The following is a 24652-nucleotide window of genomic DNA, read 5'->3' on the forward strand; positions in this document are numbered from 1 at the left end:
GGCCGCCGAAAGGCGTCTGACGGGTATGAGCCTGGTCCTGCTGCGCACCCAGTCCGACGAGCGGCTGATCGCGCTCGCGCGCGACGGCCACGAGCGGGCATTCGAGGCGATCGTGAAGCGCTATCGCCGGCAGCTGCTGGCTGCGTGCCGCAGGATGGTCCCCGAGGCGCGCGCCGAGGACGTGTTGCAGCAGGCGCTCGTCTCGGCGTGGGGAGCGCTGCGGCGCGGCGACGACGTGCACGATCTGCGCGCGTGGCTGTTCCGCATCGCCCGCAACACGGCGATCAGCGCCCTGCGCGGACCCGGCCACCCCGAGCCGCCTGCGCTGCTCGGCACGCTGGTCGCGGCTCCCAGCCCGCAGGAGGAGGCCGAACGGCGCGCGGTGGTGCGGGAGACGTTAGAGGCCGTCGCCGGACTGCCCGAGCGCCAGCGGGAGGCGCTGCTGCGGATCGCCGTCCAGGGACACAGCCAGGACGAGGTGGCGGAGGAGCTCGGCCTCTCGCGCGTGGCCGTGCGCCAGCTCGTGCACCGCGCACGCACCTCGCTGCGGGCGGCCGCGTCGGCCGTCGTGCCGTTCCCGGTCGTCGCATGGCTCGCGTCAGCCGGCGCGGGCGCGGAGCCGATGAGCCTGCGGATCGGGCAGCTGATCGCCGGCGCCGGAGGCGCGGGCGCCGGGGCGACGCTGCTGAAGGCCGGCGCCGTGGCGGGCGTGGCGGGAGCGGTCTCGGCCCCGATCCTGGCGGAGCACCACGCGTCGCGGGCGGCGCCGGCCCGGGCGGCTCCGGCGCTGACCGCGACGCCGCGGGCCGTCCCGGCGGCATCGGTCGCGCCCGTGGCGACCGCGAGGCCGCCGGTCGTTCCGGTCGCGTCGGTCGTTCCCGCGCCGCGGCATGAAGGAGCGGGCGACGACCGGGCGCCGGCGAGCGGCGGCGGCGGGGCCGCGCGCCATCGCGCCCGCAGCCAGGACGACGACCGCGGCGAATCGCGCGATGAGAGCGAGCGGAGCGTCCGCCGGGCCGCGGGCGGCGTGCCTGGGCGCGAGCGGGACGGCGGCGACGACGCGGGGCGCGAGCGCGATGAGGGCTCCGGCGCGGAGCACGACGGCGGGGCCTCGGGACGTGACTCGGTGCTGCGCGACGGCAGCACCTCGGGCCGCGACTCGACGCTGCGCGACGGCAGCACCTCGGGCCGCGACTCGACGCTGCGCGACGGCAGCACCTCGGGCCGCGATTCGGCGCTGCGCGACGGCGACACGTCTGGCCGCGACGCGGCGTCGTCCGGCGACGGCGACTCGGCACTGCGCGATGGCGGCGCCGAGGGCACCGACGCGGCGACGTCCGACGCCGGCGTCGCGGGACGCGACTCGGCGAACGCGGCGCAGGGCGACCGCGACGGCCGGTCCGGAGACTCCGGCGAGTCAGGAAATTGACCGTCACCTCGGACCGGCCGGCGGCGTCTCCCTTGCAGTGGACCGCAATCGGACCCAAGGAGGACCTGTGACCCGCATGCTCTGCACGCTCGCGGCAGTCACCGTGGCTGCATCGCTGCTCTTCACCGCCACGGCGGGCGCACACGGCACCGATCGCAACCGCGATCGCATCCCGGACCGCTGGGAGAAGCAGCACCATCTGTCGCTCAAGGTCAAGGAGACGCGCCGCGACCAGGACCGCGACGGGCTCAACAACCTGGGCGAGTACCGCTCCCACACCGACCCGCGCGACGGCGACAGCGACGACGACGGCATCGGGGACGACGCCGAGAACGCGGGCAAGGTCGCCTCGTTCACGGGTGGCGTGCTCACGATCACCCTGGCCAAGGGCGGCACGCTCACCGGCCAGGTCACCGACGAGACGGAGATCGAGTGCGAGGGCGACGCCACCGCCACATCGTCAGGCGACGATCCCGGCGATGACGATCAGGGCGACGACGACAACGGCGGCCGCGACCATGGCGGCGACGACGACGACCATGGCGACGGCGGCCACGGCAGCTGCGGCGCCGAGGCGCTGGCCGCCGGCCGCCAGGTCGGGGAGGCCGAGCTCAAGGCGAGCCACGGCGTGGCCGTCTTCGAGCAGCTCGAGCTCGGCGCGTAGCGCCGACCGCGCCCGGGCCGCCGTCGCCGGCCCGGGCGCGCCTACGCTTGCCGGGTGGAGATCGACGTCGTCCTGCAGGAGCGGTACTGGTACCCGGACGACGGCGGCGAGGTATGGGTCGCCGGCTATCAGCTGGTCGACGCCGAGGGCCGCTATCTCCCCCGCGACGCCGCCGAGCTCGCGGACGCCGGGCTGCACGTCGCCGGCGTGGCCGGAGCGGGGCGCCACCATGCGGACGCGCTGCAGTCCGAGCACGCGGCGCCCGGCCGCCCGCTGCGGCTCCGCCGCGACCCTGCCAACGAGTTCGACGTCAACGCGATCGCGGTCGACACCGAGGCCGGCGAGCCGCTCGGCTTCGTCCCGCGCGAGCTGGCCGCCGAGCTCGCGCCGCGACTCGACGACGGCGAGCCGTGGTCGGCGCTCGTCCTGCGCGAGCAGCGCGCGAGCCCGCGCGACCCGCGCACCGGACTGACGATGCTGCTCGCGCCCGCGGACGTGCTGACACTCCGTCAGCGCTAGTGCTGCCCGTACCGCGGGACTAGAGATCTCCGACGTGCGCGCGTCGCGTTCGCGACGGATGATCAACGCATCGACGGACAGCGCAACCCAAGGATGAAGATGGCCCCGCTCTACGCAGACCCGATCCCCCAGACCCGTGCCGCCGCGGGCAGCGCGCGCCACGGCGCCGTTCTGACGTTCGAGACGATCGAGGCGTTCGTGAGCCGCCCGGCGCCGGTGCGCATGCGCCGCTGGGAGGACACGCTGCTGCGCGTGGTCGACGGGATCGTGCGTCTCACCACCGACGGCGAGGAGCGCAAGCTGGGCATCGGCGAGGAGGCGATCCTCCCCGCGGGCACCCCGCACCAGCTCGCGGGCGTCAACGGCGCCGCGCGCGTCGTGATCGGCTTCCGGGCGCTCTAGGGGTCTGTTGAAGAATGGTCGGTGCGTATCGGAATTCTTCAACAGGCCCCTCTAGCCTTCGACCGGCGCGCCGACCTCGCGGACGAGGTCGCCGACCACGTCGCGCAGGCGGGCGGTCAGCTCGGGATCCACGAGCGCGCCGTCCTCGGTGAAGGCGGCGTCGGCGAGGCCGACGGGCAGCTCGGACTCGAGCACGTGGGCGCCCGAGGCCTTGAGCGCCTTGCGCACCTCGGCCTGCGCCCAGACCGCGCCGAACAGGCCCGTGCTCGCGCCGATGACCGCGCACGGCTTGTGGCGCAGCACGTTCTCCGGGAACGGGCGTGACGCCCAGTCGAGCGCGTTCTTCAGCGCGCCGGGCAGCGACGCGTTGTACTCCGGCGTCGCGATCAGCAGCGCGTCGGCGGACTCGATCTCGGCCAGGAAGTCGCTCACGACCTCCGGCGGATCGAGCTCCTCATCCTCGTTGAACGCCGGGATGGCGGCCAGCGCGTCCCACTCCACGAGGTCCACTCCGGACGGGAGCTGTGCGCCCGCCGCCCGGAGCAGCCTGCGGTTGTGGGATCCTCGGCGCAGGCTGCCGGCGATGCCGAGGATCCGCATCCTGCTAGGCCGCCTGCTCGAGGAGGGAGAGCTCGACGGTCAGCGCCACCTCGTTGGCGAGCACCTTGCCGCCCGCCGGGAGGTCCATGTTCCAGTTGATGTCCCACTCGGTGCGGTCGATCACGGCCTCGAGGTTGAGGTGACCGCGCGTGTTGCCGAAGGCGTCGGCGGCCGGGGCGATCCAGGTGCCGGCCGCGGTGACCGGCTTGGTGATGCCCTTGATCGTCAGCTCGCCGGCGACCTTGGCGGTCCCGTCCTCGCCCAGCTCGAGCGAGTTGGAGACGAACTTGACCTCAGGATGGTTCTCGGCGTCGAAGAACTCCGCGGAGAGGACGTGGGCGCGGAACTGCTCCGGCGTGCGGATCGAGATCGACTCGACCTTGGCGGTGCCCTCGAGGCGACCATCGACCAGCGTCGCGGCGACCTCGTTCAGCGTGCCCTTGAACAGCGAGACGCCCTGGTAGCGGACCGCGAAGCCGAAGCTCGAGTGGACCGGGTCGGCGTTGTAGGTTCCGCTGAGAGCGGTCGCGGCGGTGGTCATGGGTGAGTGCCTCCTCGAAGGGGTTGACGATCTGTAAACGGATCACGGTCCGTTTTCGATGGTCCCCAAGATAGCGCAACCGATTTCCGGCGCAACTACTTCCCTGTAGAGCGGCTCCCCAGCCGGCCGGAGCGGTCGATGCCCGGCTTCGTGGCGGCCGGCGATCGCGCTGCCGTGCGCGTCGCCGGTGTCGATGCACGTCACGCCGAGATCGAGCGGCCGCCGGATCGTCCGCGATCCCGCGGTCGGTGGCGCCGCATCCCTCGCTGAGGCCCGTGCAGCACGAGCCCTGCGCCGAGACGATCAGCCCGTCGAGTCGGATCGTGTCCACAGCGGGAGCGTCTCGCGGCATTGCGGTGTCGAACCGCCGCCGCGTCCCGGGCCCGCGCCTCCACGAACCGGCCACGCTCGCGCGGCTTGGCGGGATCGGGGGTGAGGGATGCGGTCTACCTCGCGCGCCGGCCCGACGGTCATGATCGACCAGCCGCTCGCGCCCAATCGCGCACGAACGATCACGGCCGCCCACGAGCCCAATGGTGCCCTACGAACCTTCGAACTATTCGAAGCTTCGTAGCACACCCCCTCGCCCACGCTGCCAAAACGATCATCGGCCCCGCGAACCGCCGAGCCGAGCTGAGACTCCTGTCGCGCGCTCAACAGGGCCCGGCGCTGCCGCCCGGCGGGCGGCACAGGGTGTCGGGGTCGTCGGAGCAGGCGACGACGATGCGGGCGCCGGCCGGCGCGTTGCGGACCACGCATCGCGCCCGCGGCCGGCGGTCGCCGTCCTACGCGAGCTGATCGAGCAGCGCGGGCGGCAGCACCGAGGCCGCCGAGTCCGTCACCTCGATCGCGGCCAGGCGGCCGTAGAAGTCGAAGTGCAGTACCAGCGACTCCAGCGCCGGCACCTTCTCGACCATCTCGTGCTCGCTCAACGCGACCGAGTCGCGGACCTCGCCCGCCGCGCCGAGATCGATGTACGCGCTCCCTGCCTCGCCCACCGTCGTGCGGATTTCGCTCATGGCGAAACGGTAACCGACTCCGGCTCCGCTCCCGGGGAGGGGAGCGGAGCCGGCCCGAGCTCCGCTACGGCGCGGTGGTCGAGAGGGTGAACGTGAGCGTCTTGGAGTACGTCCCGGTGCGCAGCGCGTCGTTGGCGTCGATGTGCTGCTTGAACGCGATCGCGACGGGGTCGTTGGAGACCGGACCCGTCCACGAGGACTTCGACAGCGAGACCTGCAGCGGCTGCGGCAGCGAGAACGCGCCGTTGGTCAGGTGGCCGGGGTCCGAGACGCTGAGCGTCGCGTCGGCCGCGGTCGACACCACGGTCGCGGACGTGGCCGCGCTGTAGTCGCCGGTGACCCCCGCCGCGAACGCGCCGAAGGAGGCGGGCGCGCCGAGCACGAGCGCCAGCTGGGCCGGCACGCCCGCGCCGACCGAGGTGTCCGCCGACGTCCACGCCTGGATCCCTGGCGCCTGGGCGGTCTTGAAGACCGTCGCGCCGCCGTTGTCGGCGCTGACCGCGCAGTGGATCGTCTTCCCGATGTCGTCCGACGTCGGCGTGTAGGCGTCCTCCGTGCCGACGATCTGCGAGTCCATCCACGGCAGCGGCGCGGTGCCCATCTCAGGCTCGGCCGGCGTCGTGTAGTTCGCGTAGTCGAGCTGGCTCGGCGCGTGGTAGCGCGGGTTGGTGGGCAGCAGCGGGTTCGAGCGGTACCAGCGGACCCAGTACTGGCCGCCGGCGTTGTTCTGCCACTCGCCGTGCGCGCACGTCAGCGGCTTGCCGATGAACCCGGTCCCCTCGACCTTCGGCGCGACCGTGTTGACCGGGATGTCGGACGGCGCGAAGTCCTTGACCTGGATCTGCCGGTAGGAGATCCGGTCGTTGCCACCGTGCGTCTGGAGCCCCATGTAGCCGCTCGGGTTCTGGCGCGCCATCGTCGGCGGGTCGCCGGCGCGCGACGCGATCTTCGGGATCGAGTTGTCGAACTGGTTGATGACCTCGCCGTCGATCAGGACCGTGTACTGCTGCCCGATCGTGCGGATCTCCATGTTGTGCCAGACGCCCTTGACGAGCCGCTTGTAGGTCCCGGACTGCTTGGAGTTGAGGTTGCGGAAGCCGTACACCGAGCCGGTCTTGATCGGATCCGTCGACGGGTCGGGCCCGCCGCCGTTGAGCGACTCGTTGATCTGGATCTCATGTCCGCAGTAGACCTGCGTCCAGTGCTGGTGGTTGTTGGCATTGCCGTTGACCGTCAGCGGCGTCGCGCCGTTGAGGCCGGCGACGTTGTCCGTGCCCTGGCGCGCGCAGTAGGAGCCTGAGTACGTGAACGGCGGGTTCGACGCGTTGGAGGCCGGCGGGAACGGCCCGGAGGCGCCCGCCCACGTGTACGTCGTCGAGGCCGCCGGCTGGAGCCGGCCGCACACGGGCAGGGCGCCCGGGCAGAGCTCGTAGCTGTAGCCGGTCGGCTTCTGCGCGAGCACGGCGTTGTTGTCGGCGCCCGTGTAGCGGACCTCGGGCGTGCGGATCATGATCCCGCCGTTGCGCGTCGAGGTCGGCGTGTTCTGGACCGTGTACTGCAGCTTGATCACGACGTCGCCCAGCGGCCGCACCGGGTACCAGTACGAGCCGAACGGCGACGCGCCCACGAGGAACGAGCCCTCGACGGGATCGAGCGTGGCACGCCCCTGCGTCGCCGACTGGGACGCCGTACCGCTGGCGAACACCCACTTGTCGAACGACGCGTCCGAGCCGGTCGGGGTGCCGTCGAAGATGTAGTGGAACCCGGGATCGGGCGGCGGCGCCACGTATTGCGCTCCCGCCTGGGCGGGCACCAGCGCGATCAGCGCCGCGGCCGCGCACCCGGCTCGACGGGCGATGCGCCCGCCGATCTTGACGCGATGCATCCAGATCTCTCCTCTCCCTCCTGACCCATCGCCCCTTCTGACGGGACTCAGACGGACTTATATCGGATGAGACGGCGATTTGGGCCGGTCTTTGGTGCGTCGGTAAGCCGGAAGACTCGCACCCTGCGGGCGCTTGGAGCCGTGGCTCACTGCCCTGAGAAGGTGTCGCAGCTCGCCGGGAGCCCCGATCGGAGTCCCGTCAGCACCCAGTGCACGCGCTGCTCGGATGAGCCGTGCGTCCACGTCTCGGGCGCGAGCTCGGCGGTCGGCTTCGAGCAGCCGGAGCGGCTCGACCGCCGGTGCGCGGCCACCGGCCACCCCGAGGCGATCGTCGGCGGCTTCTTCGTGCGCGACCCCTACCGGCCGGCTCGGCGAAGTGCGGATCGGCGGCGCGGCGGTCGAGCACGAGCCCGTCCCGGAGCCCTGGGCGACGCGCCGCGCCTGCATCCACGTCGACGGCGCGGTGCGCCTCGCGGCTCGGGGTGAGCTCCCACCCCAGCCGTCCGGCGACCTGGTCCAGGCCGGCCCCCTGCTGGTGCGCGACGGACGCTCGCTCGCCGACGGCGAGGACCGCGAGGGATTCTCCGCCGGCGCGGCGCAGTTCGACTCCGACATCACCGCCGAGCGTCATCCCCGCTGCGCGCTCGGCATCGGCGAGGACGAGCTGCTCGCGGTCTGCTGCGACGGCCGTCGCACGGGCGTCGACGCCGGGCTGGACCTCGCAGAGCTGGCGCGGCTGCTGATCTCCTGCGGCGCGCGCGACGCGATCAACCTCGACGGCGGCGGCTCGGCGACGCTCGTTCGCGCCCTGCTCAACCGGCCATACTCCGATCGCGACCAGCCCGCGCCGGAGTCGCGGCCGGTCGTGACCGCGCTGCTGTTCGCCTAGAGCCTCGGTACGCCACCATTTGAGGGGTGAGCGCAGCCGTCGCGACCTCCAGCTCCGGGCGGACCGCCTGGGCGCGCAACCTCGCCGCGCCGATCCGCAGCTACCTGCACGCCGAGACCGGCGGCGCGGTCGTGCTCGCCGCCGCGGCCCTTGCCGCGCTGGCGTGGGCGAACGTGTCGCCCAGCTCCTACGAGTCGGTCTGGGGCACGCGGCTCGCGGTCCAGCTCGGCGATCACGCCCTCGCGACCGACCTGCGCGGGTGGATCAACGAAGGCCTGATGACGCTGTTCTTCCTCGTCGTCGGGCTCGAGGCCAAGCGCGAGCTCGACCTCGGCGAGCTGCGCGAGCGGACGCGGCTCGCCATCCCGGTCCTCGCGTCGTTCGGCGGCATGCTCGGCGCGGGCGGGATCTACCTGGCGATCAACGCCGGCGGCGACGGAGCGGCGGGCTGGGGCGCCGCCGTCTCGACCGACACGGCGCTCGCGCTCGGCGTCCTCTCGCTGCTCACGCGCGGGCGCGCGATCCGGCTGCGCGTGTTCCTGCTCACCGTCGTGGTGATCGACGACCTCGCCGCGCTGTTGATCATCGCGCTCGGCTACAGCGAGCACATCGACGTCACGGCGCTGCTGATCGCGGTGGCGCTGTTCGCCGCGCTGTTCCTCGTCCGCTGGGCCGGGTCGTGGCGGGGCCCGGCGGCGGTGCTGCTCGGCGTGGGCATCTGGTTCGCGCTGTTCGAGTCGGGGGTCGACGCCGTCATCGCGGGCCTCGCGATCGGCCTGGTCACCAGCGCCTATCCGCCCGCGCGCGACGACCTGGAGCGCAGCACGGAGCTGGCGCGCTCGTTCCGCGAGCAGCCGACGCCCGAGCTCGCGTACTCGGCGGTCGCGAGCCTGACCAGCGCGATCTCGCCGAACGAGCGCATGCAGTACCGGCTGCACCCGTGGACGAGCCGCGTGATCGTGCCGCTGTTCGCCCTCGCCAACGCCGGCATCCACATCGACGGCACGCTGCTCTCGGACGCGATCACGTCCCCGATCACGCTCGGCATCGTGGCGGCGTACGCGATCGGCAAGCCCGCTGGCATCCTCGCGGCGTCCTGGCTCGCGACCCGCCGCGGGGCGCGGCTCACGGTGACGTTCCCGGCGCTGGCGGTCGGCGCCGCCTCGGCCGGCATCGGCTTCACCGTCTCGCTGCTCGTGGCCACGCTCGCGTTCGAAGGCGAGCCGCTGGACGAGGCGAAGATCGGCGTGCTCGCGACCGCCATCATCTCCCCCGCGCTCGCCTGGCTTGCGATCCAGGTCATGCGCCGCCTGCCCGCCGAGGTCCGTGCCCGCCAGCTCGGCGAGGTGGCGGAGACGATCGTCGACCTCGCCGAGGACGTCGACCCAGGGCGCGACCACATCCGCGGGCGCGTCGACGCGCCGGTCACGCTGCTCGAGTACGGCGACTACGAGTGCCCGTACTGCGGCCACGCCGCCCCGGTGATCGGGAAGCTGCTGGACCACCTCGGCGACGAGCTGCGCTACGTCTTCCGCCACCTCCCGCTCACGGACGTCCACCCGAACGCGCAGCTCGCGTCCGAGGCGGCGGAGGCGGCCGGCGCGCAGGGCGCCTACTGGGAGATGCACGATCGCCTGCTCGATCACCAGGACGCGCTGGCGCCGGTGGACCTCTACCGCCACGCGAGCGAGCTCGGCCTCGACGTCGACCGCTTCTCCGACGACCTCCGCCGCCGCCGGTTCGCCCATCGCGTCGCCGCCGACGTCCAGAGCGCCGACGCGAGCGGCGTGTCGGGAACGCCGACGTTCTTCATCAACGGACGCCGCCACCAGGGCGTCTACGACATCGACACGCTCACGCGCTCGGTGAAGACGGCCGCGCGCGCCGCCGCCGCCTAGTGTGGAGAGGATGACTTCGCTACGAATCGGCGTTCAGATCCAGCCGCAGCACGCAGATTTCGATCAGATGCGGCGCGCCTGGCGCGAGGCCGAGGAGATCGGCGCCGACGCGATCTTCTGCTGGGACCACTTCTTTCCGCTCAGCGGCGAGCCCGACGGCAAGCACTTCGAGGCGATCTCGACGCTGTCGGCGATGGCGCAGGTCACCGAGCGTGCGCAGGTGGGCGCGCTGGTGATGTGCAACTCCTACCGCAACCCGGAGCTGCTGGCCGACGCGCACCGCACGATCGACCACATCTCCGGCGGACGGGCGATCCTCGGCATCGGCGCCGGCTGGTTCGAGCGCGACTACGACGAGTACGGCTACGAGTTCGGCACCGCGCCTGACCGGCTGCGCGACCTGCGCGCGGCGCTGCCGCGCATCACGGAGCGGCTCGGCAAGCTCAACCCGCCGCCGCTCGGCAAGCTGCCGATCCTGATCGGCGGCAGCGGCGAGAAGGTCACGCTCAAGCTCGTCGCGCGCTACGCGGACATGTGGCACGGCTTCGGCGACGCCGACACCTACCGGCGCAAGAACGAGATCCTGCTCGGCCACTGCGCCGACGTGGGCCGCGACCCGTCGGAGATCGAGCGGACGTGGGCGGTGCAGGCGGACGACCCGCTCGCGGGAGCCGACGACCTGGTCGCCGAAGGCGTGTCGCTGCTGATCGTCGGCATCACCGGCAGCAGCTCGGGCTACGACCTCGGCGCGCTGCGCGAGCTCGTGGACTGGCGCGGCGGGCTCGCCCGCGCCGCTTGACACATTCCCATATAGGCATATGATGGTCGTCGTGGCACGAGCAGCGACGACGGCGGATGCGTTCAACGCGGTGGCCGAGCCGCGGCGCCGGCAGATCATCGACGTGCTCGCCGGCGGCGAGCGCCCGGTGAACGACCTGGTCCGGGAGCTCGGCCTCGCACAGCCGCAGGTGTCCAAGCACCTGCGCGTGCTGCGGGAAGTGGGGGCTGTGGAGGTGCGTGACGACGGACGGCGGCGGCTGTACCGGCTCAACGGCCATGCGCTCAAGCCCATCCACGACTGGGTCAAGCCCTTCGAGCGCTTGTGGAGCGAGCGCTTCGAGGCGCTGGATGTCGTGCTCGACGACCTCAAGCGGAAGGAGCAGGAAGATGGCCGAGACCACGAGTAGCGGCAGCGCGAGGCTGACGCTCCCGACCGACGAGCAGATCCTCATCACGCGCGAGTTCGACGCGCCCAAGCACCTCGTCTACCGCGCCTACACCGAGCCGGAGCTCGTCAGCCGCTGGTGGCCGGGGCGGCGGGGTGCGATGAAGAGCGCCGAGATCGACCTGCGCCCGGGCGGCGCCTGGCGCTACGTCATGATCGCCCACGGCGGCTTCGAGGTCGCCTTCCACGGCGAGTTCCGCGAGATCGTCCCGGACGAGCGGATCGTCAACACCGAGGTCTACGAAGGCGCTCCGGATCCGGACGCCGGCGCCGCGCTCGTCACCGTGACCTTCGCCCAGCACGGCGAGAGGACGACGCTGACGCTGCTCACCGAGGTCTCCGGCAAGGACGTCCGCGACATGATCGTCGAGAGCGGCATGGAGGGCGGCATGCAGGAGGGCATGGACCTGCTCGAGGAGCTCGCGCGCTCGCTTCGCTAGCCGTCCCCGTCGGGATCCGTGGCGGAGCCGCCCAGCGTGACGGTGTCGCGAGCGCCGCCCTGCGGCCGAGCCCCTGCGGAGCTCGGGCACGACCCCTCCTGGCGGTTCGGCGACAGCGGACGCCGGGTCGGGCCCGCCGGGCCGTGGCGAGGGGGTGCGCCCGCGCTCCGTCCGGCTGCGAGGGGGGTCAGGCCTCGTAAGGAGTTCGCGCTCCAGGGGCCGCCGCGAAAGGTCAGGCGACGACGGGCTTGAGCTCAGAGCGCGGGCGCAGGAGTGACCGTACCCCGGCCCGCTCGTTGCGCGGATCCCCGAAAGGTCAAGGTATGGTGCGTAGTTGCGCAGCGCCGCTCGACGCAATCAGGGGCTCGAGCCGCCGGTGAGTGCCTCGAGCGCAGCGGGCCGGTTCGGTGACCGAACTCCCGTGGTATAGGTCATCGAACCGCGCCAGGAGGCACCATGAGCACGCTCACGCCGCACGCGATCCAGACCGTCCCGCACGAGGTGCACCGGCTGGCGATCCCCGTCAACGCCTCGTTCGACGACTTCCGCGCCCGCTACGAGGCGGCTGTCCCGCGGCTGGACGCGGAGCGCTTCAAGGCGCTGATGGCCGAGGGCGCCGGCTGGGACGCGGTCCTGCGCGCGACGGCCGAGAACGCGCCGCACGACTTCATCGTCTACTGGAGCTTCGACGACGGGCTCCTCCGCCTCGCCGGCGACCGCTGGCGCTGCGTCGAGTACCTGATGGGCAACCACACGATCGCCGAGCGGATGTACCGCCACGACCCCGCGATCCTGCTCTATGCGCCGCTGCGCACCGCGATCTACGTCGACGCCGGCGGCACGACGCGGTTCACGATCGACCAGCCGAGCACGCGCTTCGGCAGCTTCGGCACGCCGGAGATCGCTGAGGTCGGCCTCGAGCTCGACCGCAAGGTCGCCACGCTGCTCGAGCTCCTCGGCGCCCCGGTCCCGCCCGGGCTCACGCGGCCCCGGCATCCTTGAGGCGCTCGTCACGCCTCGTGGCCGGCGTCGATGCGCTTGGCCCGGTGGAACGTGAACTCGCCCTCGCCGGTCCCGGCATGCGCGGCGACGGGCTCGAGCAGGAAGACGTCGTGATCGCCGGCGTCCGCGCGCCAGATCACGCGCCCCACGAACCAGTTCTCGCACTCGTCGAGGATCGGCACCCCGCCGGGGCCCTCGTGCCACGCACAGCGCGCGAACTTGTCGACCTCGTCGGTGGTCTCACCGCCGAACAGCTCGGCCAGCTCGCCGGCATCGGCCGGGACGCAATGGACGCCGAGCGCGCCGGCGTCGCGCCCGCGCCGGAACGTGCGGTTGCGATGCGACAGGCAGACCGCGAAGCGCGGCGGGTCGATGCTCGTCTGCGTCGCGAAGCCGACCAGGCAGCCGAGCGGCTCCCGGCCCGCCCGCGCGGTGACGATGAACATCGGGTACTCGAGGTCGCCGACCAGGGAGTGGAACGCGCGCTCGGCCTCCATAGCGCGACGGTACCCGCAGATCGCGGCGGCTAGCGGCGCACGCGGATCGTCATCCGCATCTCCTCGTGGAGCGTGCACACGATCCGGTAGATACCGGCGACGGTGAGCTTGCGCTTGAACGAGTAGTCCGTCGACGCCGGCTCCGAACGGAAGCGCTTGACGCCCTTGGGGCCCGACTTGAGCTTCACGTCGTGCACGTCGCCGGCCTCGTCGAAGCCGGGCCAGCGCCACGTGATCGTGGTGCCGCGATCGACGGTCACGGTCTTGGGCGAGTAGTAGGTGTCGCCGAGCTCGATCGTCCTGCCCTTGGTCGCGGCCGTCGCCGGCGCCGCGCTCAAGAGCACGGCGCCGGCGACGAGGACCCCCCTCATCCGAAGACCTCCAGCGGCGTGAAGCCGGGCTTGGCCGGGTGCGGGTGCTTGTGCCAGGCCTTCAGGGCGTTCTCGCCGATCCAGCTGACCATCGTGTCCTGGACCGGCTTGCTGAAGGCGTTCGCGCCGCCGCAGCCGCCCGCGAACGTCGACTGATCGGCCGGGAACGTCGACGTGACGCCGGCGAGCGGGAAGCAGTTGCCGCTGCCATTGCCGTCGTAGCTGATGTCGACGCCGTTGACGTCGGTGCCGCCGAGCCCGAACTGGTTGTTCTGGACCACGTTGCGTTCGAGGCTCTTGGCCTGCGGGTTCTTCTGGAGCAGGATCCCCTCGATCGCCCCGACGCCGGTCAGGAAGTTGCCGTAGATGCGGTTGTTCTCGACCCGGTTGCCGCGCCCCCGAGCAGCAGCACGCCGGTGCCGACGGGCGCCAGCGCGGCGGTGCCCTCCTTGCGCACGGCGAACGGCGGCTTGCCCTGGTGGAAGTCGAAGTTGTTCCAGAAGATGTCGTTGTCGATGATCTCGTTGTCCTCGGGCGGCGGGTACTTCTCGGAGTCCAGCGCGTTCGGGACGATGCCGAGGGCGTTGTTGTAGAAGCGGCTCTTGGTGATCGTCACGTAGCGCATGTTCGTCGCGCTGAAGCCGATCGGGCTCCCCCACCCGTCGACGTTGGAGACGATCGTGCGCACCGGCTTGGCCTGCGGCGGCGTCTGCCCGATGTAGAACGCGCCGTCGTTGACGTAGTACGCCTCTGAGTTGACCATCCGCCCGCCGATGGTGTTGAACGCGTACAGGCCATAGACGCCGGTGTGACGCGCCACCAGGTGGTTCATGGTGTAGCCGTGGAGGTTGGTGAAGAAGAACCCGTTGGCGACGTAGTCGCGCGCCATGAAGCCGTTGACCGTGACCTCGTCGGCGTCGTTGACGAAGATTGCCGTTCTGCATCTTCCCCGCGCCCGCAGCACGACCTTCTCCGGATGCGCTGGGTTGCCCACGAGCGTGAGGGCCCCATCGCCGGGTTGTCGATGAACGCTCCCGCCGGATCCATCCAGCGGTGACCGTGGATGTGGAACGTGTGGAAGTTGGAGTCCATGCCGAACGCGTTGATCTCCACGTCCTCGCCCGCGCGGGCGCGCAGCGTCGGCGTGTTGCCGGCGTAGGCGCGGCCGTTGAAGCAGTGGAAGTTGCCGTCCAGGCGCGTGATCGGCGGCGGCAGCTGGTGCGCGAACAGCGTGTAGGTGCGATCCGGCCACCGCACACCCTTGGGTCGCACGATGATCGCGCCGAAGAGCCCGCGGAAGGTGTTGACCGTGTGATTGGGCCCGTGGTCGTGGTACGGCCACGCTCCGGCCGACTCCGGCACGCACTCCCACTGGTAGGTGAACGACTCGCCGGGCGCGATGAACCCGCCGGCGCGCGTGAACTCCCCCATGTAGGCGCCGTCGTACTCCGGGTTGTACTTGACGCCGTGCGGGTGCATGGTGACCGCCTGCGTGAGCCTGCGGTCGGCATTGCGGAAGTGCACCACCAGCACGTCGCCGACCTCGGCGACCAGCCGCGGACCGGGGATGGCCGCCGGTCCGGCGTAGCCGGCGAAGCCGGGCGTCATCTCGCGGTAGACGTAGGCGGTGAAGGCGTTGCGGCTGCTGAACGTGCGGTTGTGCCACTCGTCGCGGCGCCTCGGCGTGATCGCCCAGTCGACCGTCTCGGCCTGGATCCAGTACTCGCGCCGGATGCCGCCGGGAGCGGACTGCAGCTGCGGGATCTGCTGCGCCGCCGCGGCGCGCGGTCGAGGCACCCTGGCGGCGGCCGCATCGGCGCGGTCGAGCCCGCCGGGGCTCGAGACCTCGACGTCCTCGCCGCCGATCGTGCACAGCAGCGCGGCGCCGCCGGCCAATCCGAAGAAGGATCGGCGCGTGGTGAGTGTGCCGATCATGAGCGGCGCGGAGCGTAGTACGCACGTACTTCCCTCGCAAGTACGTACGTACTGGTTACGATGACGCCGTGTCGAGGGCCGAGGCCTCGAAGCGCGTCCGCGAGGCGATCGTCGCGGCGACCGTCAGGATCGTCGCGCGCGAGGGCGTCGCCGCCGTGACGCACCGCCGGCTGGCGATGGAGGCGCACGTCTCGCTGTCGTCGACCACGTGGCACTTCGCGGCCAAGGCCGACATCCTCGAGGCGGCGCTGCGCTGGACCGCCGCGCACGAGATCGCGCGGCTCGGGCAGATCGCCGACCTCCTCGGCGGCTCGGCGTTCGATCCCGCCGCCTGGGCCGGCGAGCTCGCCGACTGGCTCGTCGAGCAGGTCACGGCCGAGCGCGAGACGACGATCGCGCTCTACCGCCTGCAGATCGAGCTGCTCGGCTCCCCAGGCGCGCGGGAGGTGCACCGCGAGTGGGGACGCGGCCTTCACGCACTGGCCGATCGCGTCCTGGAGGGAGCGCCGGAGGTCGACGTCCGGCTCGTCGTCGCCGCGCTCGACGGCCTGCGCATGAGCGTGCTCAACTCGGGCGAGGGCGATGCCGAGTGGCTCCGCGCGGCGGTGCGCCGGCAGCTCCAGGCCCTCCTCGGCTGACCGCCGTCAAGCGCCGTCGACGGGGATGTCGAGCCGCAGCGACGTCCCGCTCCCGGGCGGGCTCTCGACCTCCATGCTGCCGCCGAGCGTCTCGACGCGGTCCCTGAGGCCGACGAGCCCCGATCCACGGCCGGGCCGCGCGCCGCCGCTCCCGTCGTCGCGCACCTCGATCCGCAGCACGCCATCGTCGAGGTGCGCGCGCACGTACGCGTTGCGCGCGCCCGAGTGCTTGATCACGTTGGTCAGCGCCTCGCTGATCGCGAAGTAGGCGTTGGCCTCGATCGCCGGCGGCAGCCGCTGCGGGTCCACGTCGACGATGACCGGGAGCGAGAGCTGCGAGACGAGCAGGTCGATCGCCGCGCGCAGACCGCCGTGGGTGAGCGAGACGGGATGGATGCCCTGCGCCAGCTCGCGCAGCTGGGCGTTGGCCTGCTCGGCCTGCTCGAGCGCATCCTCCACGAACGGCTCAACGCCGTCGTGGCCCCGGTCGAGCGCCCGGCGGGCCATCTTCAGCGCCACCACGGTGTGCACGAGGCGCTGCTGCGCGCCGTCGTGCAGGTCGCGCACCACGCGCCGGCGCTCGTCGTCGGCGGCATCCACGATGCGCGCCCGCGAGGCGGCGAGCTGGGCGCGGCTGTCGGCGTTGGCGACGGTGGTCGCGACCAGCTCGGTGAACTGCGCGATGCGGGTCTCCGCATCGGGCGTCGGCCGGCCCCCGTGGGTCCAGGCGGCGAGCATGGCGCCCCACACGCGGCCCTCGACGACGATCGGCGCGGCGACCGCCGAGCCGAAGTCGAGCTCACTCGCGTGCGAGGCGACGGAGATCGGAGCGTCGTCGTAGCTGTCCTGCCGGGAGGCGCGCCGCGTGCGCAGCACGGCGGCCGTGACGCTATCGGCCTCATGCGGGGCGCGCGTGCCGATCTCAGGCCCGACGCCCTCCTCGTCCTTGGCGACGATCCTCGCCGTGCCGTCGGGCTCGTAGCGGACGAGCGACGTCGCGTCCGCGCCCAGCAGCCTGCCCACTTCGTCGCAGACCGCGGCGAACACGTCCTCCGGCGACACGCCGCGCGCGACGAGCGTGGCGACGCGCCGTAGCGCGGCCTGCTCCTCGGCCAGCACGCGCAGCTCGTCGCGGCTGCGCTCGACCGCCCGCTGCGCCGCGCGCAGGTCCGCCTCGGCGCGCTTGCGATCGGTGATGTCCTTGGCCACGCCGTAGCTCACCCCCTCGCGCAGCATCGGCCGCGAGCTCCACTGCAGCCAGCGCACCGTGCCGTCGGCGGTCACGTAGCGGTTCTCGAACTCCAGCAGCTGGTCGCCGCGGGCGAGCTTGCGCGCCACCTCGCGGGTGGCGGCCCGGTCGTCCGGGTGCACGAACTCCACGTAGGGCCGCGACAGCAGCTCGCGGCTGGAATATCCGAGCGCGCGCTCGAAGGCGGGGTTCACGCGCTTGAAGTAGCCGTCGACGCCGGAGATGCTGAGCAGGTCGAGCGAGAGGTTGAAGACGCGCTCGAAGTCGCGCTCGGCCCGGCGCCGCCGCATGCTGGCGCGCCCGACGAGGACCATCAGCAGCGCCGCCGCGATCGGCCAGGCGAGCGCGACCCAGGGAACGAGCGTCTGGAACCCCGAGGGCGGCTCGCTTCCCACGTCCACCCGCCAGCGGCGGGCGAGCGCCGCGAAGGTCTGGCTGGACGCGGGGGCCGTGTCGAGCCCGCCCTCGAGCCGCTGACCGTCGAGGCTGATCGCCACGCGCCGCGGGTCGTCCGCGAGCGCCGCCGTGAGCCAGCCGCGCGGCACGAACAGCGCTAGAACCCCGTTGTCGCCGGGATCGCGGCCGAAGCGGGCGGCCTGCAGCAGGTAGAAGCCAGGCTCGCTTCCGAGCGACCCGGGACCGCTCGCGGTGACGGCGAAGACGTTCGCCCGGTCGCGGATCGCCGCGGCCAGCGCCGGCCACTCCGACACGTCCACCCCCTGCCGCAGCTCCGGACGGGTCCGGCTCGTGTAGGTCGCCGGCAGGTAAGTGGGCGCGGCGGGAGCCGGCTCGGCATGGCCCGTTCGGGTAAGTCGCGTGATCGGCGCGCCGAGCCGGCGCTCGTACGCCGCCCGCTCCGCATGCGGCACCGTCTCCACCCACAGGGCGTCGACCAGGCCGACGCTTCCGGCCGTGCTCCCCGCCAGCCGGGCGAAGGCCTCCTCGCTCGGCGCCTGCTCGCCTCCGAGCACGCTCGCGAGGCCCGCGAGATAGGCCCTGGCGCGGCCCAGCACGCCGTCGATCTGCACGCTCTCGACCTGCGCGCGGCGCGCCGCGGCGGCCGCTCGATCCTGGCGGATCACGGCGGCCGAGATCACATATCCGGCGACGCCCAGTAGTACGATCAGAGCCGGGAGCGCAAGCCGGGCCGGGCTGGCGGAGCGAAACCACGAGCGTAGGAACACTCGCGGTCCATCGTGACGCAGAACGTAGCCGATTACCACATCCGCCCCCGTCGCAGGATGCCCCGAGCAACCGCCCTTGTCGTCGGCCTGCTCGCGCTCGTCGCGACCGGCTGCGGCCACGCCAACATGACCCGCGGCGACAGCGTCGCGGCGGTCATCAAGGGGGTGGAGAACCCGTTCTTCGCGGCGATGAGCGACGGCTTGTCCGATGCCGCCAGGCGCTATCGCACGCCGCTGAGGCTCGAGGCCGCCGCGAGCCTCCAGGACACGGCGGGCCAGGCCGCCAAGCTCGAGGCGCTGGCGGCCGATCGCGCGGCCTGCTACGTCGTCAACCCGATCACCCAGACGAACCTCATCCCCGCGCTCTCACACGTCGCCAAGGGCGCGCCGATCGTCAACATCGACTCGCCGATCGGCTTGGGGCCGGCCGCGGCGGTGGGCGTCAAGATCACCAGCTACATCGGGACCGACAACATCGCCGCCGGGCGCCTCGGGGCCGACGCGATGGCGGCGCTCGTCCGTGCCGGCGGCAAGGTCGACGTGATCGCGGGCATCCCGGGCGACGCCACCAGCGCCGCCCGCATCGAGGGGTTCGACCGCGGCGCCCGCGAGCGCTTCGTCGTCGGCGAGACCGTCGCGGCGGACTTCAGCCGCGAGAAGGCGATGCTCGCGGCCGCGGACCTGCTGCGCTCGGAGCGGTCGATCAAGGGCTTCTTCGCGGTCAACGACGAGATGGCGCTCGGCGTCGCCGATGCCGTCCGCGACGCCGGCCGCAGGGGCCGGGTGGCGGTCGTCGGGGTCGACGGCATCAGCAAGGCGCTCGAGGCGGTCAAGTCCGGTGAGCTGTCGGCGACGGTCGCCCAGTACCCCTACACGATCGGGCAGCTCGGCGTGGAGGCGTGCCTCGCCGCGGTCGAGGGCAAGCGGGTTCCCGCCAAGCTGGACGCGCCGATCGAGCTCGTGACCCCGGAGAACGTCGCGAAGGCGCAGGCGCACTTCCCCAAGCCGCCGGAGCCGTACCGCAGCCCGCTCGCCCAGGCGTCTCAGTAGCGGGCACCGGCGACCTGCCGGCCGGCGGACCGAGCGCGGCGCCCGGCGAGCCAAATGATCACGCACGAGCCCGAGGGGGTGCCGGACCCGCGGCAGCCGGCCGGCGCCGACGGGTGCTCAGGCCACTGCCAGCAGGTCGGCGCGTTGGGCGACGAGCACGTCGCGCAGCGACACCGGCGCTCGTCCGGTGAGCCGCTCGAACGCGGGATCGACCACGTCGAAGTATCCCAGCCGGACGGCGCGGCCGTACGCCGTGAGCCGCCACGCGAACGGCATCGGCGTGCCGATGCCCATGAGGACCCAGTTGAGCATCGCGTCGTTGAGCTGGAGGACCTTCACCGGCTTGCGGCTCAGGTCGGAGTAGAGCTCGGCCAGGTCGCTCGCCGACAGCGCCTGTGGGCCGGTGATCTCGTAGGTCCTGCCGGCGTGGCCGCCGGTCGTGAGCGTGACGGCGGCCGCCTCGGCGCAGTCCCTGCGCGAGATGGGGACGAGCCGCCCGCGGCCGTTGTTCGTGACCAGCTGGCCGTTCTGGACCGCCGTCGCGGCGGGCGGCAGCACCAGCTCGGCGAAGCTCCCGAACCGCAGCAGCGTCCACGCCAGCCCGCTCTGCTGCAGCAAGGTCTCGGTCTTGCCCGGCTCCCAGGCGTTCGCGCCGGTCGGGTTGTCGGCCACCGGGTTGACGATCGACGTGAACACCACGTGGCCGACCCCGGCCGCGGCCGCCGCGTCGATGGCGGCCCCGTGCTGGCGAACTCGGCGACCGATGGCGTCGGTGCTGATCAGGAGCATCCGGTCGCCGCCCGCGAAGGCGTCGCGCAGCGAAGCCGGATCGTCGAAGTCGCCGTAGCGGACGTCGACGCCGGTGGCGCGCAACCGGCGCAATGCCTCCGGACGGCGGGTGACGAGGATGAGCTGCTCCGGCGCGAGGCGCTCCAGCAGTTGTTCTGCGACGAGGCGGCCGAGATGGCCCGCCGCTCCTGTGACGATGACGTTCATGGGCTCCCGTTGGAACCTAGGGAGCCCGCGAGCGCAACAAGACCGACCCGAAGCGATGGGCCTACCGTACGAGAGGCCAGCCGAATCCAGGGGGTATGGGCCGTTAGATCTGGACCGTGCCCTTCGCGAGGAACGGATCCATCACCCTTCACTGGGAGAGCTTCGGCGCCGGCCCGGCCCTGCTGCTGCTGGCTGGCCAGGGAATGACGATCGACGGATGGTGGGCGACGATCCCCGTCCTGGCCCGCTCGTTCCGGGTGATCGCCTTTGACAACCGCGACACCGGCCGCAGCAGCCGCGTGCGCTGGCGCTACTCCGCGGCGCAGATGGCCGAGGACGCCGCCGCGGTCCTCGACGCCGCCGGCGAGCGGCGCGCCCACGTGTACGGAATCTCGATGGGCAGCCTGGTGGCGCAGGAACTGGCCCTCCGGCATCCCGACCGCGTCGAGGCCCTCGTCCTCGGCGCCAGCTCCGCCGGCGGGTACGCCGCCTACAAGCCCTCACCGTCCTCGCTTGCGCAGACCTTCCTGGTCCGCGCGGGTGCCATGGGCGCGGAAGAGGCGGAGTGGGCGGCCGTCCCCTACACCTACGCCGAGCGCACCCGCCGGCACCACCTGGACCGCATCGGCGCCGACATCGCCCACCGCGTGAGCTCACCCCCCGAGCCGCTCGTCTACCTGCGCCAGGCGGCCGCCGTGGCGGCGCACGACGCCTATCAGCGGCTCAACCGCCTCTCCGCCCCGACGCTCGTCGTCCACGGCGAGCAGGATGTCTTCGTGCCGCCCGTCAACGCGCTGGTGCTGGCGGAGAAGATCCCCGCCGCCCAGCTGCAGCTGTGGCCGAACGCCGCGCACATGTACACGATCGACGAGCCCAAGGCCGATCAGGAGATCGCACAGTTCCTCCTGGGCCAGTCCGTCGTCGAGCCCATGCGCAACCTCGCCGCCGCCTGATCGACGGCTCCGGCACGACCACGATCGGCGAGCGGCTCGCCCGAGGGCGCCCCGGCGCCCTGCTCCATGCACCGGGAGATGCCGCTCTCCGCTGGCTGCACGTGCTCGCGATGGCGTTCTCTCCCCCTCGCCTCCCCGGTCGGCATGGCGCTGCAGGGACGCTCGCTGACGGTGCTCGAGGCGGTTCACGACGCCTCCGCGGGAGCGAGCGCGCCGAGCGGAAGGTCGGGATCGGCGAGCCGGCGGTCGTCGACGGCGACGCGCTCGCGGATCAGGCGCTGGATCGGGTCGACCACGTCCCAGACATTCACGTTCATGCCCGCCAGGATGCGGTCGCCGGCGAGCCAGAACGCGATGAACTCGCGCGTCGCCGGATCGCCTCGGAAGACGACGCGGTCCCATGTCCGCGCGTAGCCGGTGTACTCCATCCCGACGTCGTACTGGTCGGAGAAGAAGTACGGCAGGCGCTCGTAGGCGAGCCCGCGGCCGAGCATGTTCCGCGCCGCCACCGGGCCCTGCTCGAGCGCGTTCGCCCAGTGCTCGACGCGGATCCGCTCGTCATAGAACGGATGCTGGGCACCGGCCACGTCGCCGGCGGCGAACACGCCCGGCGCGCTGGTCTCGAGCCGCTGATCGGCGTGGATCCCGTCGCCGACGGCGATCCCTGCCCGCTCCGCCAGCTCGATGCGCGGGCGCACGCCGACACCAACGGCGACGACGTCGCAGTCGATCGCATCGCCGTCGCTCGTCCGGACGCGCTCGACCGCGCCCGTGCCCTCGAACGCCGCGACGCCGCACCCCAGCCGCATCCGCACGCCATGGTCGACATGGACGTCGCGGTAGACGGCGCCCACATCACGGCCCAGGACGCGCTCCAACGGGACCGCCTGCGGTTCGAGCACGGTCACGTCCAGGCCCCGCGTACGGGCCGACGCCGCCACCTCGCAGCCGATCCACCCGGCACCGACGACGACGAGAGAGCCGGCATGGTCGAGCCGCTCACGCAGCGCGTCGCAGTCGGACACGCTGCGCAGGTAGCGCACGCCGTCGAGGTCGCTCCCCGGTATCCCGAGCCGGTGCGGCTCGGCGCCGGTGGCGAGCAGCAGCCGGTCGTAGCGCAGCCACTCGCCGTCGTCGAGCACGAGCGTTCGCTCCCGTACGTCCAGCTCGACCGCGCGGCGGCCGAGCCGCAGCTCGACGTCGTGATCCGCGTAGAACCGCTCGGGGTGGACGTAGATCGTCTCGCGCCGGGAGTCGCCGCGGAGGTAGTCCTTCGACAGCGGGGGACGCTCATAGGGGCGTTCGAGCTCGTCGCCGATGAGCGCGACGCGTCCGTCGAAGCCCTCCTCGCGAAGCGTCTCGACGGCCTTGGCGCCGGCCATTCCGGCACCGGCGACGATGAAGGTGTCGGTCATGGATCCGCTCATCGCCCAGCGCGCGGGCGGTCGTACGCGAGCGTGAGCCGCGTCAGCGTCAGCGCGGCCAGCAAGAGCCCGAAGTCGCGCAGCGCGACGTCGTAGTAGCCGGGGCCGGTGACGAGGTTGACGATGATCCCGGCGAGCCACAGCACGACGACCGGCGCGCCGTAGCGCGGGCGCAGCGCGACCAGGATGCCGGCGAGGATCTCGATCGCCCCGACGGCGTACATGAAGTCCTGCGCGCTTCCCGGCATGAGGTCGTCCACCCATCCGGCCAGGTACCTGGGCCAGTCGGTCAGCACGTTGAGGAACTTGTCCAGGCCGAACGCGATCGGCGCGACCGCGAAGGCGACCCGAAGCATCAGATACGCCTGGTGGCCGGCCTCGTCCTGCGCGGCGTGGTCGGCTTCCGCGGCCCGCGACGGAGCCGAGACGGTCGGATCGTGAAGCACGGACATGTGAGGTCCTCCCTCTTCTAAAACCAATCCTGGTTGTCGAACCTACGCCTCGCGTCCGGTTTTGTCAATTCTCGTTAGCGATAGACTCCCGGTAATGGATCCGCTGGCGGCACTCAGCGCGCTCGGGGACGCGACGCGACGTCGCGTCTACGAGTACGTCGCGAGCCGACCCGGCCCCGTGAGCCGCGACGAAGCGGCCGCCGCCGCCGGCATCGGCCGCACGCTCGCCGCCTACCACCTCGACCGCCTGGCCGCCGAAGGCCTTCTGACCATCGCCTACGAGCGCCGCTCCGGCCGCACGGGCCCCGGCGCCGGCAGGCCGGCGAAGCTCTACGCCCGCAGCGAGCGCGAGGTCGCGGTGAGCATCCCCCCGCGCGACTACCACCTCGCCGCGCGCCTGCTCGCGGACGCCGCGGCCTCCGACACCGACGGCGCCACCCGCCGCGCGCTGTCCACCGCCGCCGAGCGCCTCGGCCGCGAAATCGCCGAAGAAGCCGGCGACACCGACATCGAGCCGCTCCTGCGCGAGCGCGGCTATGAGCCCTTCCACGACGACGACGGCACCGTCCGCCTCTGCAACTGCCCGTTCCACGCCGTCGCCCAACGCCACCCCGAGGTCGTCTGCGAGATGAATCTCGCGCTTCTTCGAGGATTGCTGAACGGACTCCACAGGCCCGGACTCACCGCCACGCTCGAACCCGCCCCCGGACGCTGCTGCGTCGCCCTCACGGCCGCGGCGCAGGCACCGTCAGCATCGTCCTGAGCGCCGGCCCGCTCCGGATGGCCGGGGCCGGCTGCTACGGTCAGCGCTTGATGTCAACGCCTGCTGACAAGCCGCTTCGGCGCCGCCACGACGCGCCGGCCAGCCGCCAGGCGCTGCTCGAAGCGGCGATCGAACTGTTCAACGCGCGCGGCTACGACGCCACGACGGTCCGCGAGATCGGCGAGCGCGCCGCCGTCGACCCCGCGCTCATCGCCCGCTACTTCGGCAGCAAGGAAGGCCTGTACCTGGCGGCGCTCGCGGCGCAAGAGCCGCCGGCGGACGCCGGCGACCCGGTGGAGTTCGTCCGGCGCACCCTCAGCCGGCACGAGGCGCAGGGCGTCGGGCCCGTCGGCCTGGCGATGGTCTCGCCGACGATCGGCGACGCCATGCGCGAGCAGGTCCGCGCGCGGCTCGCCACGCGCACCGGGCCGTTGGCCGAGACGCTGCGCGCCCGCGGAGCCGACGACCCCGAGTTGCGCGCCGCGCTGATCGTCGCCACGACGGTCGGCGTCTCGATCGCGCGCCGCGTCGGCACGCTGCCGGCGCTCAGCGACACGCCGGCCGAGGACGTCGTCGGGCACCTGGCCCCCGCGATCGCGGCGCTTGCGCGACCGTGACCGCTGAGCC

29 protein-coding genes are annotated in these 24652 nt (G+C 72.4%); 15 read left to right on the top strand and 14 right to left on the bottom strand.

Features of this window, described 5'->3' with window-relative positions:
* Window positions 1–25: 25 nt before the first annotated feature.
* The 4 genes from H958_RS38950 to H958_RS0120030 all read left to right on the top strand — a co-directional run bounded on the left by H958_RS38950 (window position 26) and on the right by H958_RS0120030 (window position 3014).
* The gene (locus H958_RS38950) at window positions 26–1429 is read left to right on the top strand and encodes a sigma-70 family RNA polymerase sigma factor (RefSeq protein WP_037410896.1); all 1404 of its coding nucleotides are present in this window, start codon (window positions 26–28) and stop codon (window positions 1427–1429) included.
* A 76-nt stretch (window positions 1430–1505) separates the two neighbouring features.
* The gene (locus tag H958_RS0120020) at window positions 1506–2093 is read left to right on the top strand and encodes a hypothetical protein (RefSeq protein ID WP_028059955.1); all 588 of its coding nucleotides are present in this window, start codon (window positions 1506–1508) and stop codon (window positions 2091–2093) included.
* Between the two features lie 54 nt (window positions 2094–2147).
* Window positions 2148–2612 carry an HIRAN domain-containing protein gene (locus H958_RS38955; protein ID WP_037410898.1) on the top strand — a complete coding sequence of 155 codons (465 nt, stop codon included), beginning with the start codon at window positions 2148–2150 and terminating at the stop codon, window positions 2610–2612.
* 99 nt (window positions 2613–2711) lie between these two features.
* Window positions 2712–3014 carry a cupin domain-containing protein gene (locus H958_RS0120030; protein WP_196807462.1) on the top strand — a complete coding sequence of 101 codons (303 nt, stop codon included), beginning with the start codon at window positions 2712–2714 and terminating at the stop codon, window positions 3012–3014.
* Between the two features lie 51 nt (window positions 3015–3065).
* Here H958_RS0120030 and H958_RS0120035 read toward each other — a convergent pair whose 3' ends face one another.
* From H958_RS0120035 to H958_RS49135, 5 genes are all read right to left on the bottom strand, one after another.
* On the bottom strand, window positions 3066–3614 hold the full coding sequence (locus H958_RS0120035; RefSeq protein ID WP_028059957.1) for an NADPH-dependent FMN reductase: 549 nt from the start codon (window positions 3612–3614) through the stop codon (window positions 3066–3068).
* 4 nt (window positions 3615–3618) lie between these two features.
* Window positions 3619–4155: a YceI family protein gene (locus H958_RS0120040; protein ID WP_028059958.1), complete on the bottom strand. Its 537-nt coding sequence runs from the start codon at window positions 4153–4155 to the stop codon at window positions 3619–3621.
* Window positions 4156–4940: 785 nt separating this feature from the next.
* Window positions 4941–5174, bottom strand: a complete 234-nt coding sequence (locus H958_RS0120045) for a hypothetical protein (protein ID WP_028059959.1) — start codon at window positions 5172–5174, stop codon at window positions 4941–4943.
* 64 nt (window positions 5175–5238) lie between these two features.
* Window positions 5239–7059, bottom strand: a complete 1821-nt coding sequence (locus H958_RS43735) for a 3-keto-disaccharide hydrolase (RefSeq protein ID WP_028059960.1) — start codon at window positions 7057–7059, stop codon at window positions 5239–5241.
* A gap of 146 nt (window positions 7060–7205) precedes the next feature.
* On the bottom strand, window positions 7206–7370 hold the full coding sequence (locus H958_RS49135) for a neutral zinc metallopeptidase (RefSeq protein ID WP_196807463.1): 165 nt from the start codon (window positions 7368–7370) through the stop codon (window positions 7206–7208).
* Window positions 7371–7435: 65 nt separating this feature from the next.
* Here H958_RS49135 and H958_RS0120060 point away from each other — a divergent pair, with 65 nt between their 5' ends.
* The 6 genes from H958_RS0120060 to H958_RS0120085 all read left to right on the top strand — a co-directional run bounded on the left by H958_RS0120060 (window position 7436) and on the right by H958_RS0120085 (window position 12513).
* Window positions 7436–7948, top strand: coding sequence for a phosphodiester glycosidase family protein (locus tag H958_RS0120060; RefSeq protein ID WP_028059961.1), 513 nt, complete (start codon window positions 7436–7438; stop codon window positions 7946–7948).
* 26 nt (window positions 7949–7974) lie between these two features.
* The gene (gene nhaA, locus H958_RS0120065; RefSeq protein WP_028059962.1) at window positions 7975–9846 is read left to right on the top strand and encodes a Na+/H+ antiporter NhaA; all 1872 of its coding nucleotides are present in this window, start codon (window positions 7975–7977) and stop codon (window positions 9844–9846) included.
* A 10-nt stretch (window positions 9847–9856) separates the two neighbouring features.
* On the top strand, window positions 9857–10645 hold the full coding sequence (locus H958_RS0120070; protein ID WP_028059963.1) for an LLM class F420-dependent oxidoreductase: 789 nt from the start codon (window positions 9857–9859) through the stop codon (window positions 10643–10645).
* A gap of 31 nt (window positions 10646–10676) precedes the next feature.
* A complete protein-coding gene (locus H958_RS0120075; protein WP_028059964.1) occupies window positions 10677–11033 on the top strand; it encodes an ArsR/SmtB family transcription factor in 357 nt (118 codons plus the stop codon).
* The gene (locus H958_RS0120080) at window positions 11014–11511 is read left to right on the top strand and encodes an SRPBCC family protein (RefSeq protein ID WP_028059965.1); all 498 of its coding nucleotides are present in this window, start codon (window positions 11014–11016) and stop codon (window positions 11509–11511) included. The genes H958_RS0120075 and H958_RS0120080 overlap by 20 nt, the downstream gene beginning before the upstream one ends.
* A gap of 456 nt (window positions 11512–11967) precedes the next feature.
* Complete coding sequence (locus H958_RS0120085) at window positions 11968–12513, top strand: DUF302 domain-containing protein (RefSeq protein ID WP_028059966.1); 546 nt, start codon at window positions 11968–11970, stop codon at window positions 12511–12513.
* An 8-nt stretch (window positions 12514–12521) separates the two neighbouring features.
* On the opposite strand, the gene H958_RS0120090 is transcribed toward H958_RS0120085, so the two are convergent.
* The 5 genes from H958_RS0120090 to H958_RS0120110 all read right to left on the bottom strand — a co-directional run bounded on the left by H958_RS0120090 (window position 12522) and on the right by H958_RS0120110 (window position 15316).
* On the bottom strand, window positions 12522–13010 hold the full coding sequence (locus H958_RS0120090) for a flavin reductase family protein (protein WP_028059967.1): 489 nt from the start codon (window positions 13008–13010) through the stop codon (window positions 12522–12524).
* A 29-nt stretch (window positions 13011–13039) separates the two neighbouring features.
* A complete protein-coding gene (locus H958_RS0120095) occupies window positions 13040–13381 on the bottom strand; it encodes a cupredoxin domain-containing protein (protein WP_028059968.1) in 342 nt (113 codons plus the stop codon).
* On the bottom strand, window positions 13378–13662 hold the full coding sequence (locus H958_RS0120100) for a hypothetical protein (protein ID WP_028059969.1): 285 nt from the start codon (window positions 13660–13662) through the stop codon (window positions 13378–13380). The genes H958_RS0120095 and H958_RS0120100 overlap by 4 nt, the downstream gene beginning before the upstream one ends.
* A gap of 68 nt (window positions 13663–13730) precedes the next feature.
* Entirely contained in the window at window positions 13731–14270 is a 540-nt protein-coding gene (locus tag H958_RS0120105) for a hypothetical protein (RefSeq protein ID WP_028059970.1), read from the bottom strand.
* Window positions 14210–15316 carry a multicopper oxidase domain-containing protein gene (locus H958_RS0120110; RefSeq protein WP_028059971.1) on the bottom strand — a complete coding sequence of 369 codons (1107 nt, stop codon included), beginning with the start codon at window positions 15314–15316 and terminating at the stop codon, window positions 14210–14212. Before H958_RS0120110 ends, H958_RS0120105 begins: the two co-directional genes overlap by 61 nt.
* A gap of 68 nt (window positions 15317–15384) precedes the next feature.
* On the opposite strand from H958_RS0120110, the gene H958_RS43740 reads away from it, so the two are divergent.
* Entirely contained in the window at window positions 15385–15954 is a 570-nt protein-coding gene (locus H958_RS43740; protein ID WP_051324561.1) for a TetR/AcrR family transcriptional regulator, read from the top strand.
* Window positions 15955–15960: 6 nt separating this feature from the next.
* Here H958_RS43740 and H958_RS43745 read toward each other — a convergent pair whose 3' ends face one another.
* Entirely contained in the window at window positions 15961–18285 is a 2325-nt protein-coding gene (locus H958_RS43745) for a PAS domain S-box protein (RefSeq protein WP_156028101.1), read from the bottom strand.
* A gap of 159 nt (window positions 18286–18444) precedes the next feature.
* On the opposite strand from H958_RS43745, the gene H958_RS38975 reads away from it, so the two are divergent.
* A complete protein-coding gene (locus tag H958_RS38975; protein WP_037410900.1) occupies window positions 18445–19437 on the top strand; it encodes a substrate-binding domain-containing protein in 993 nt (330 codons plus the stop codon).
* A gap of 117 nt (window positions 19438–19554) precedes the next feature.
* On the opposite strand, the gene H958_RS0120130 is transcribed toward H958_RS38975, so the two are convergent.
* Window positions 19555–20433, bottom strand: coding sequence for an NAD(P)H-binding protein (locus tag H958_RS0120130; RefSeq protein ID WP_028059972.1), 879 nt, complete (start codon window positions 20431–20433; stop codon window positions 19555–19557).
* Window positions 20434–20549: 116 nt separating this feature from the next.
* On the opposite strand from H958_RS0120130, the gene H958_RS38980 reads away from it, so the two are divergent.
* Window positions 20550–21386: an alpha/beta fold hydrolase gene (locus tag H958_RS38980; RefSeq protein ID WP_051324563.1), complete on the top strand. Its 837-nt coding sequence runs from the start codon at window positions 20550–20552 to the stop codon at window positions 21384–21386.
* 185 nt (window positions 21387–21571) lie between these two features.
* On the opposite strand, the gene H958_RS0120140 is transcribed toward H958_RS38980, so the two are convergent.
* A complete protein-coding gene (locus H958_RS0120140) occupies window positions 21572–22801 on the bottom strand; it encodes an NAD(P)/FAD-dependent oxidoreductase (protein WP_028059973.1) in 1230 nt (409 codons plus the stop codon).
* Between the two features lie 8 nt (window positions 22802–22809).
* Window positions 22810–23262: a DoxX family protein gene (locus H958_RS38985; protein WP_051324564.1), complete on the bottom strand. Its 453-nt coding sequence runs from the start codon at window positions 23260–23262 to the stop codon at window positions 22810–22812.
* A 94-nt stretch (window positions 23263–23356) separates the two neighbouring features.
* On the opposite strand from H958_RS38985, the gene H958_RS0120150 reads away from it, so the two are divergent.
* A complete protein-coding gene (locus H958_RS0120150) occupies window positions 23357–24025 on the top strand; it encodes a helix-turn-helix transcriptional regulator (RefSeq protein ID WP_028059974.1) in 669 nt (222 codons plus the stop codon).
* A gap of 50 nt (window positions 24026–24075) precedes the next feature.
* Window positions 24076–24642 (top strand): TetR/AcrR family transcriptional regulator, encoded by a 567-nt coding sequence (locus H958_RS0120155; protein ID WP_028059975.1) that lies wholly within the window; start codon window positions 24076–24078, stop codon window positions 24640–24642.
* Window positions 24643–24652: the final 10 nt, after the last annotated feature.

Source organism: Candidatus Solirubrobacter pratensis (assembly GCF_000425945.1).
Lineage (GTDB): Bacteria > Actinomycetota > Thermoleophilia > Solirubrobacterales > Solirubrobacteraceae > Solirubrobacter > Solirubrobacter pratensis.

Bases quoted from the DNA above. Each gene is read 5' to 3' on its own strand.
- H958_RS38950 (WP_037410896.1), top strand. From the start codon at position 26: ATGAGCCTGGTCCTGCTGCGCACCCAGTCCGACGAGCGGCTGATCGCG.
- H958_RS0120020 (WP_028059955.1), top strand. From the start codon at position 1,506: ATGCTCTGCACGCTCGCGGCAGTCACCGTGGCTGCATCGCTGCTCTTC.
- H958_RS0120030 (WP_196807462.1), top strand. From the start codon at position 2,712: ATGGCCCCGCTCTACGCAGACCCGATCCCCCAGACCCGTGCCGCCGCG.
- H958_RS0120035 (WP_028059957.1), bottom strand. From the start codon at position 3,614: ATGCGGATCCTCGGCATCGCCGGCAGCCTGCGCCGAGGATCCCACAAC.
- H958_RS0120040 (WP_028059958.1), bottom strand. From the start codon at position 4,155: ATGACCACCGCCGCGACCGCTCTCAGCGGAACCTACAACGCCGACCCG.
- H958_RS0120045 (WP_028059959.1), bottom strand. From the start codon at position 5,174: ATGAGCGAAATCCGCACGACGGTGGGCGAGGCAGGGAGCGCGTACATC.
- H958_RS43735 (WP_028059960.1), bottom strand. From the start codon at position 7,059: ATGCATCGCGTCAAGATCGGCGGGCGCATCGCCCGTCGAGCCGGGTGC.
- H958_RS0120070 (WP_028059963.1), top strand. From the start codon at position 9,857: ATGACTTCGCTACGAATCGGCGTTCAGATCCAGCCGCAGCACGCAGAT.
- H958_RS0120080 (WP_028059965.1), top strand. From the start codon at position 11,014: ATGGCCGAGACCACGAGTAGCGGCAGCGCGAGGCTGACGCTCCCGACC.
- H958_RS0120085 (WP_028059966.1), top strand. From the start codon at position 11,968: ATGAGCACGCTCACGCCGCACGCGATCCAGACCGTCCCGCACGAGGTG.
- H958_RS0120090 (WP_028059967.1), bottom strand. From the start codon at position 13,010: ATGGAGGCCGAGCGCGCGTTCCACTCCCTGGTCGGCGACCTCGAGTAC.
- H958_RS0120095 (WP_028059968.1), bottom strand. From the start codon at position 13,381: ATGAGGGGGGTCCTCGTCGCCGGCGCCGTGCTCTTGAGCGCGGCGCCG.
- H958_RS0120105 (WP_028059970.1), bottom strand. From the start codon at position 14,270: ATGGCGCGCGACTACGTCGCCAACGGGTTCTTCTTCACCAACCTCCAC.
- H958_RS0120110 (WP_028059971.1), bottom strand. From the start codon at position 15,316: ATGATCGGCACACTCACCACGCGCCGATCCTTCTTCGGATTGGCCGGC.
- H958_RS38975 (WP_037410900.1), top strand. From the start codon at position 18,445: ATGCCCCGAGCAACCGCCCTTGTCGTCGGCCTGCTCGCGCTCGTCGCG.
- H958_RS0120130 (WP_028059972.1), bottom strand. From the start codon at position 20,433: ATGAACGTCATCGTCACAGGAGCGGCGGGCCATCTCGGCCGCCTCGTC.
- H958_RS0120140 (WP_028059973.1), bottom strand. From the start codon at position 22,801: ATGACCGACACCTTCATCGTCGCCGGTGCCGGAATGGCCGGCGCCAAG.
- H958_RS38985 (WP_051324564.1), bottom strand. From the start codon at position 23,262: ATGTCCGTGCTTCACGATCCGACCGTCTCGGCTCCGTCGCGGGCCGCG.
- H958_RS0120150 (WP_028059974.1), top strand. From the start codon at position 23,357: ATGGATCCGCTGGCGGCACTCAGCGCGCTCGGGGACGCGACGCGACGT.
- H958_RS0120155 (WP_028059975.1), top strand. From the start codon at position 24,076: ATGTCAACGCCTGCTGACAAGCCGCTTCGGCGCCGCCACGACGCGCCG.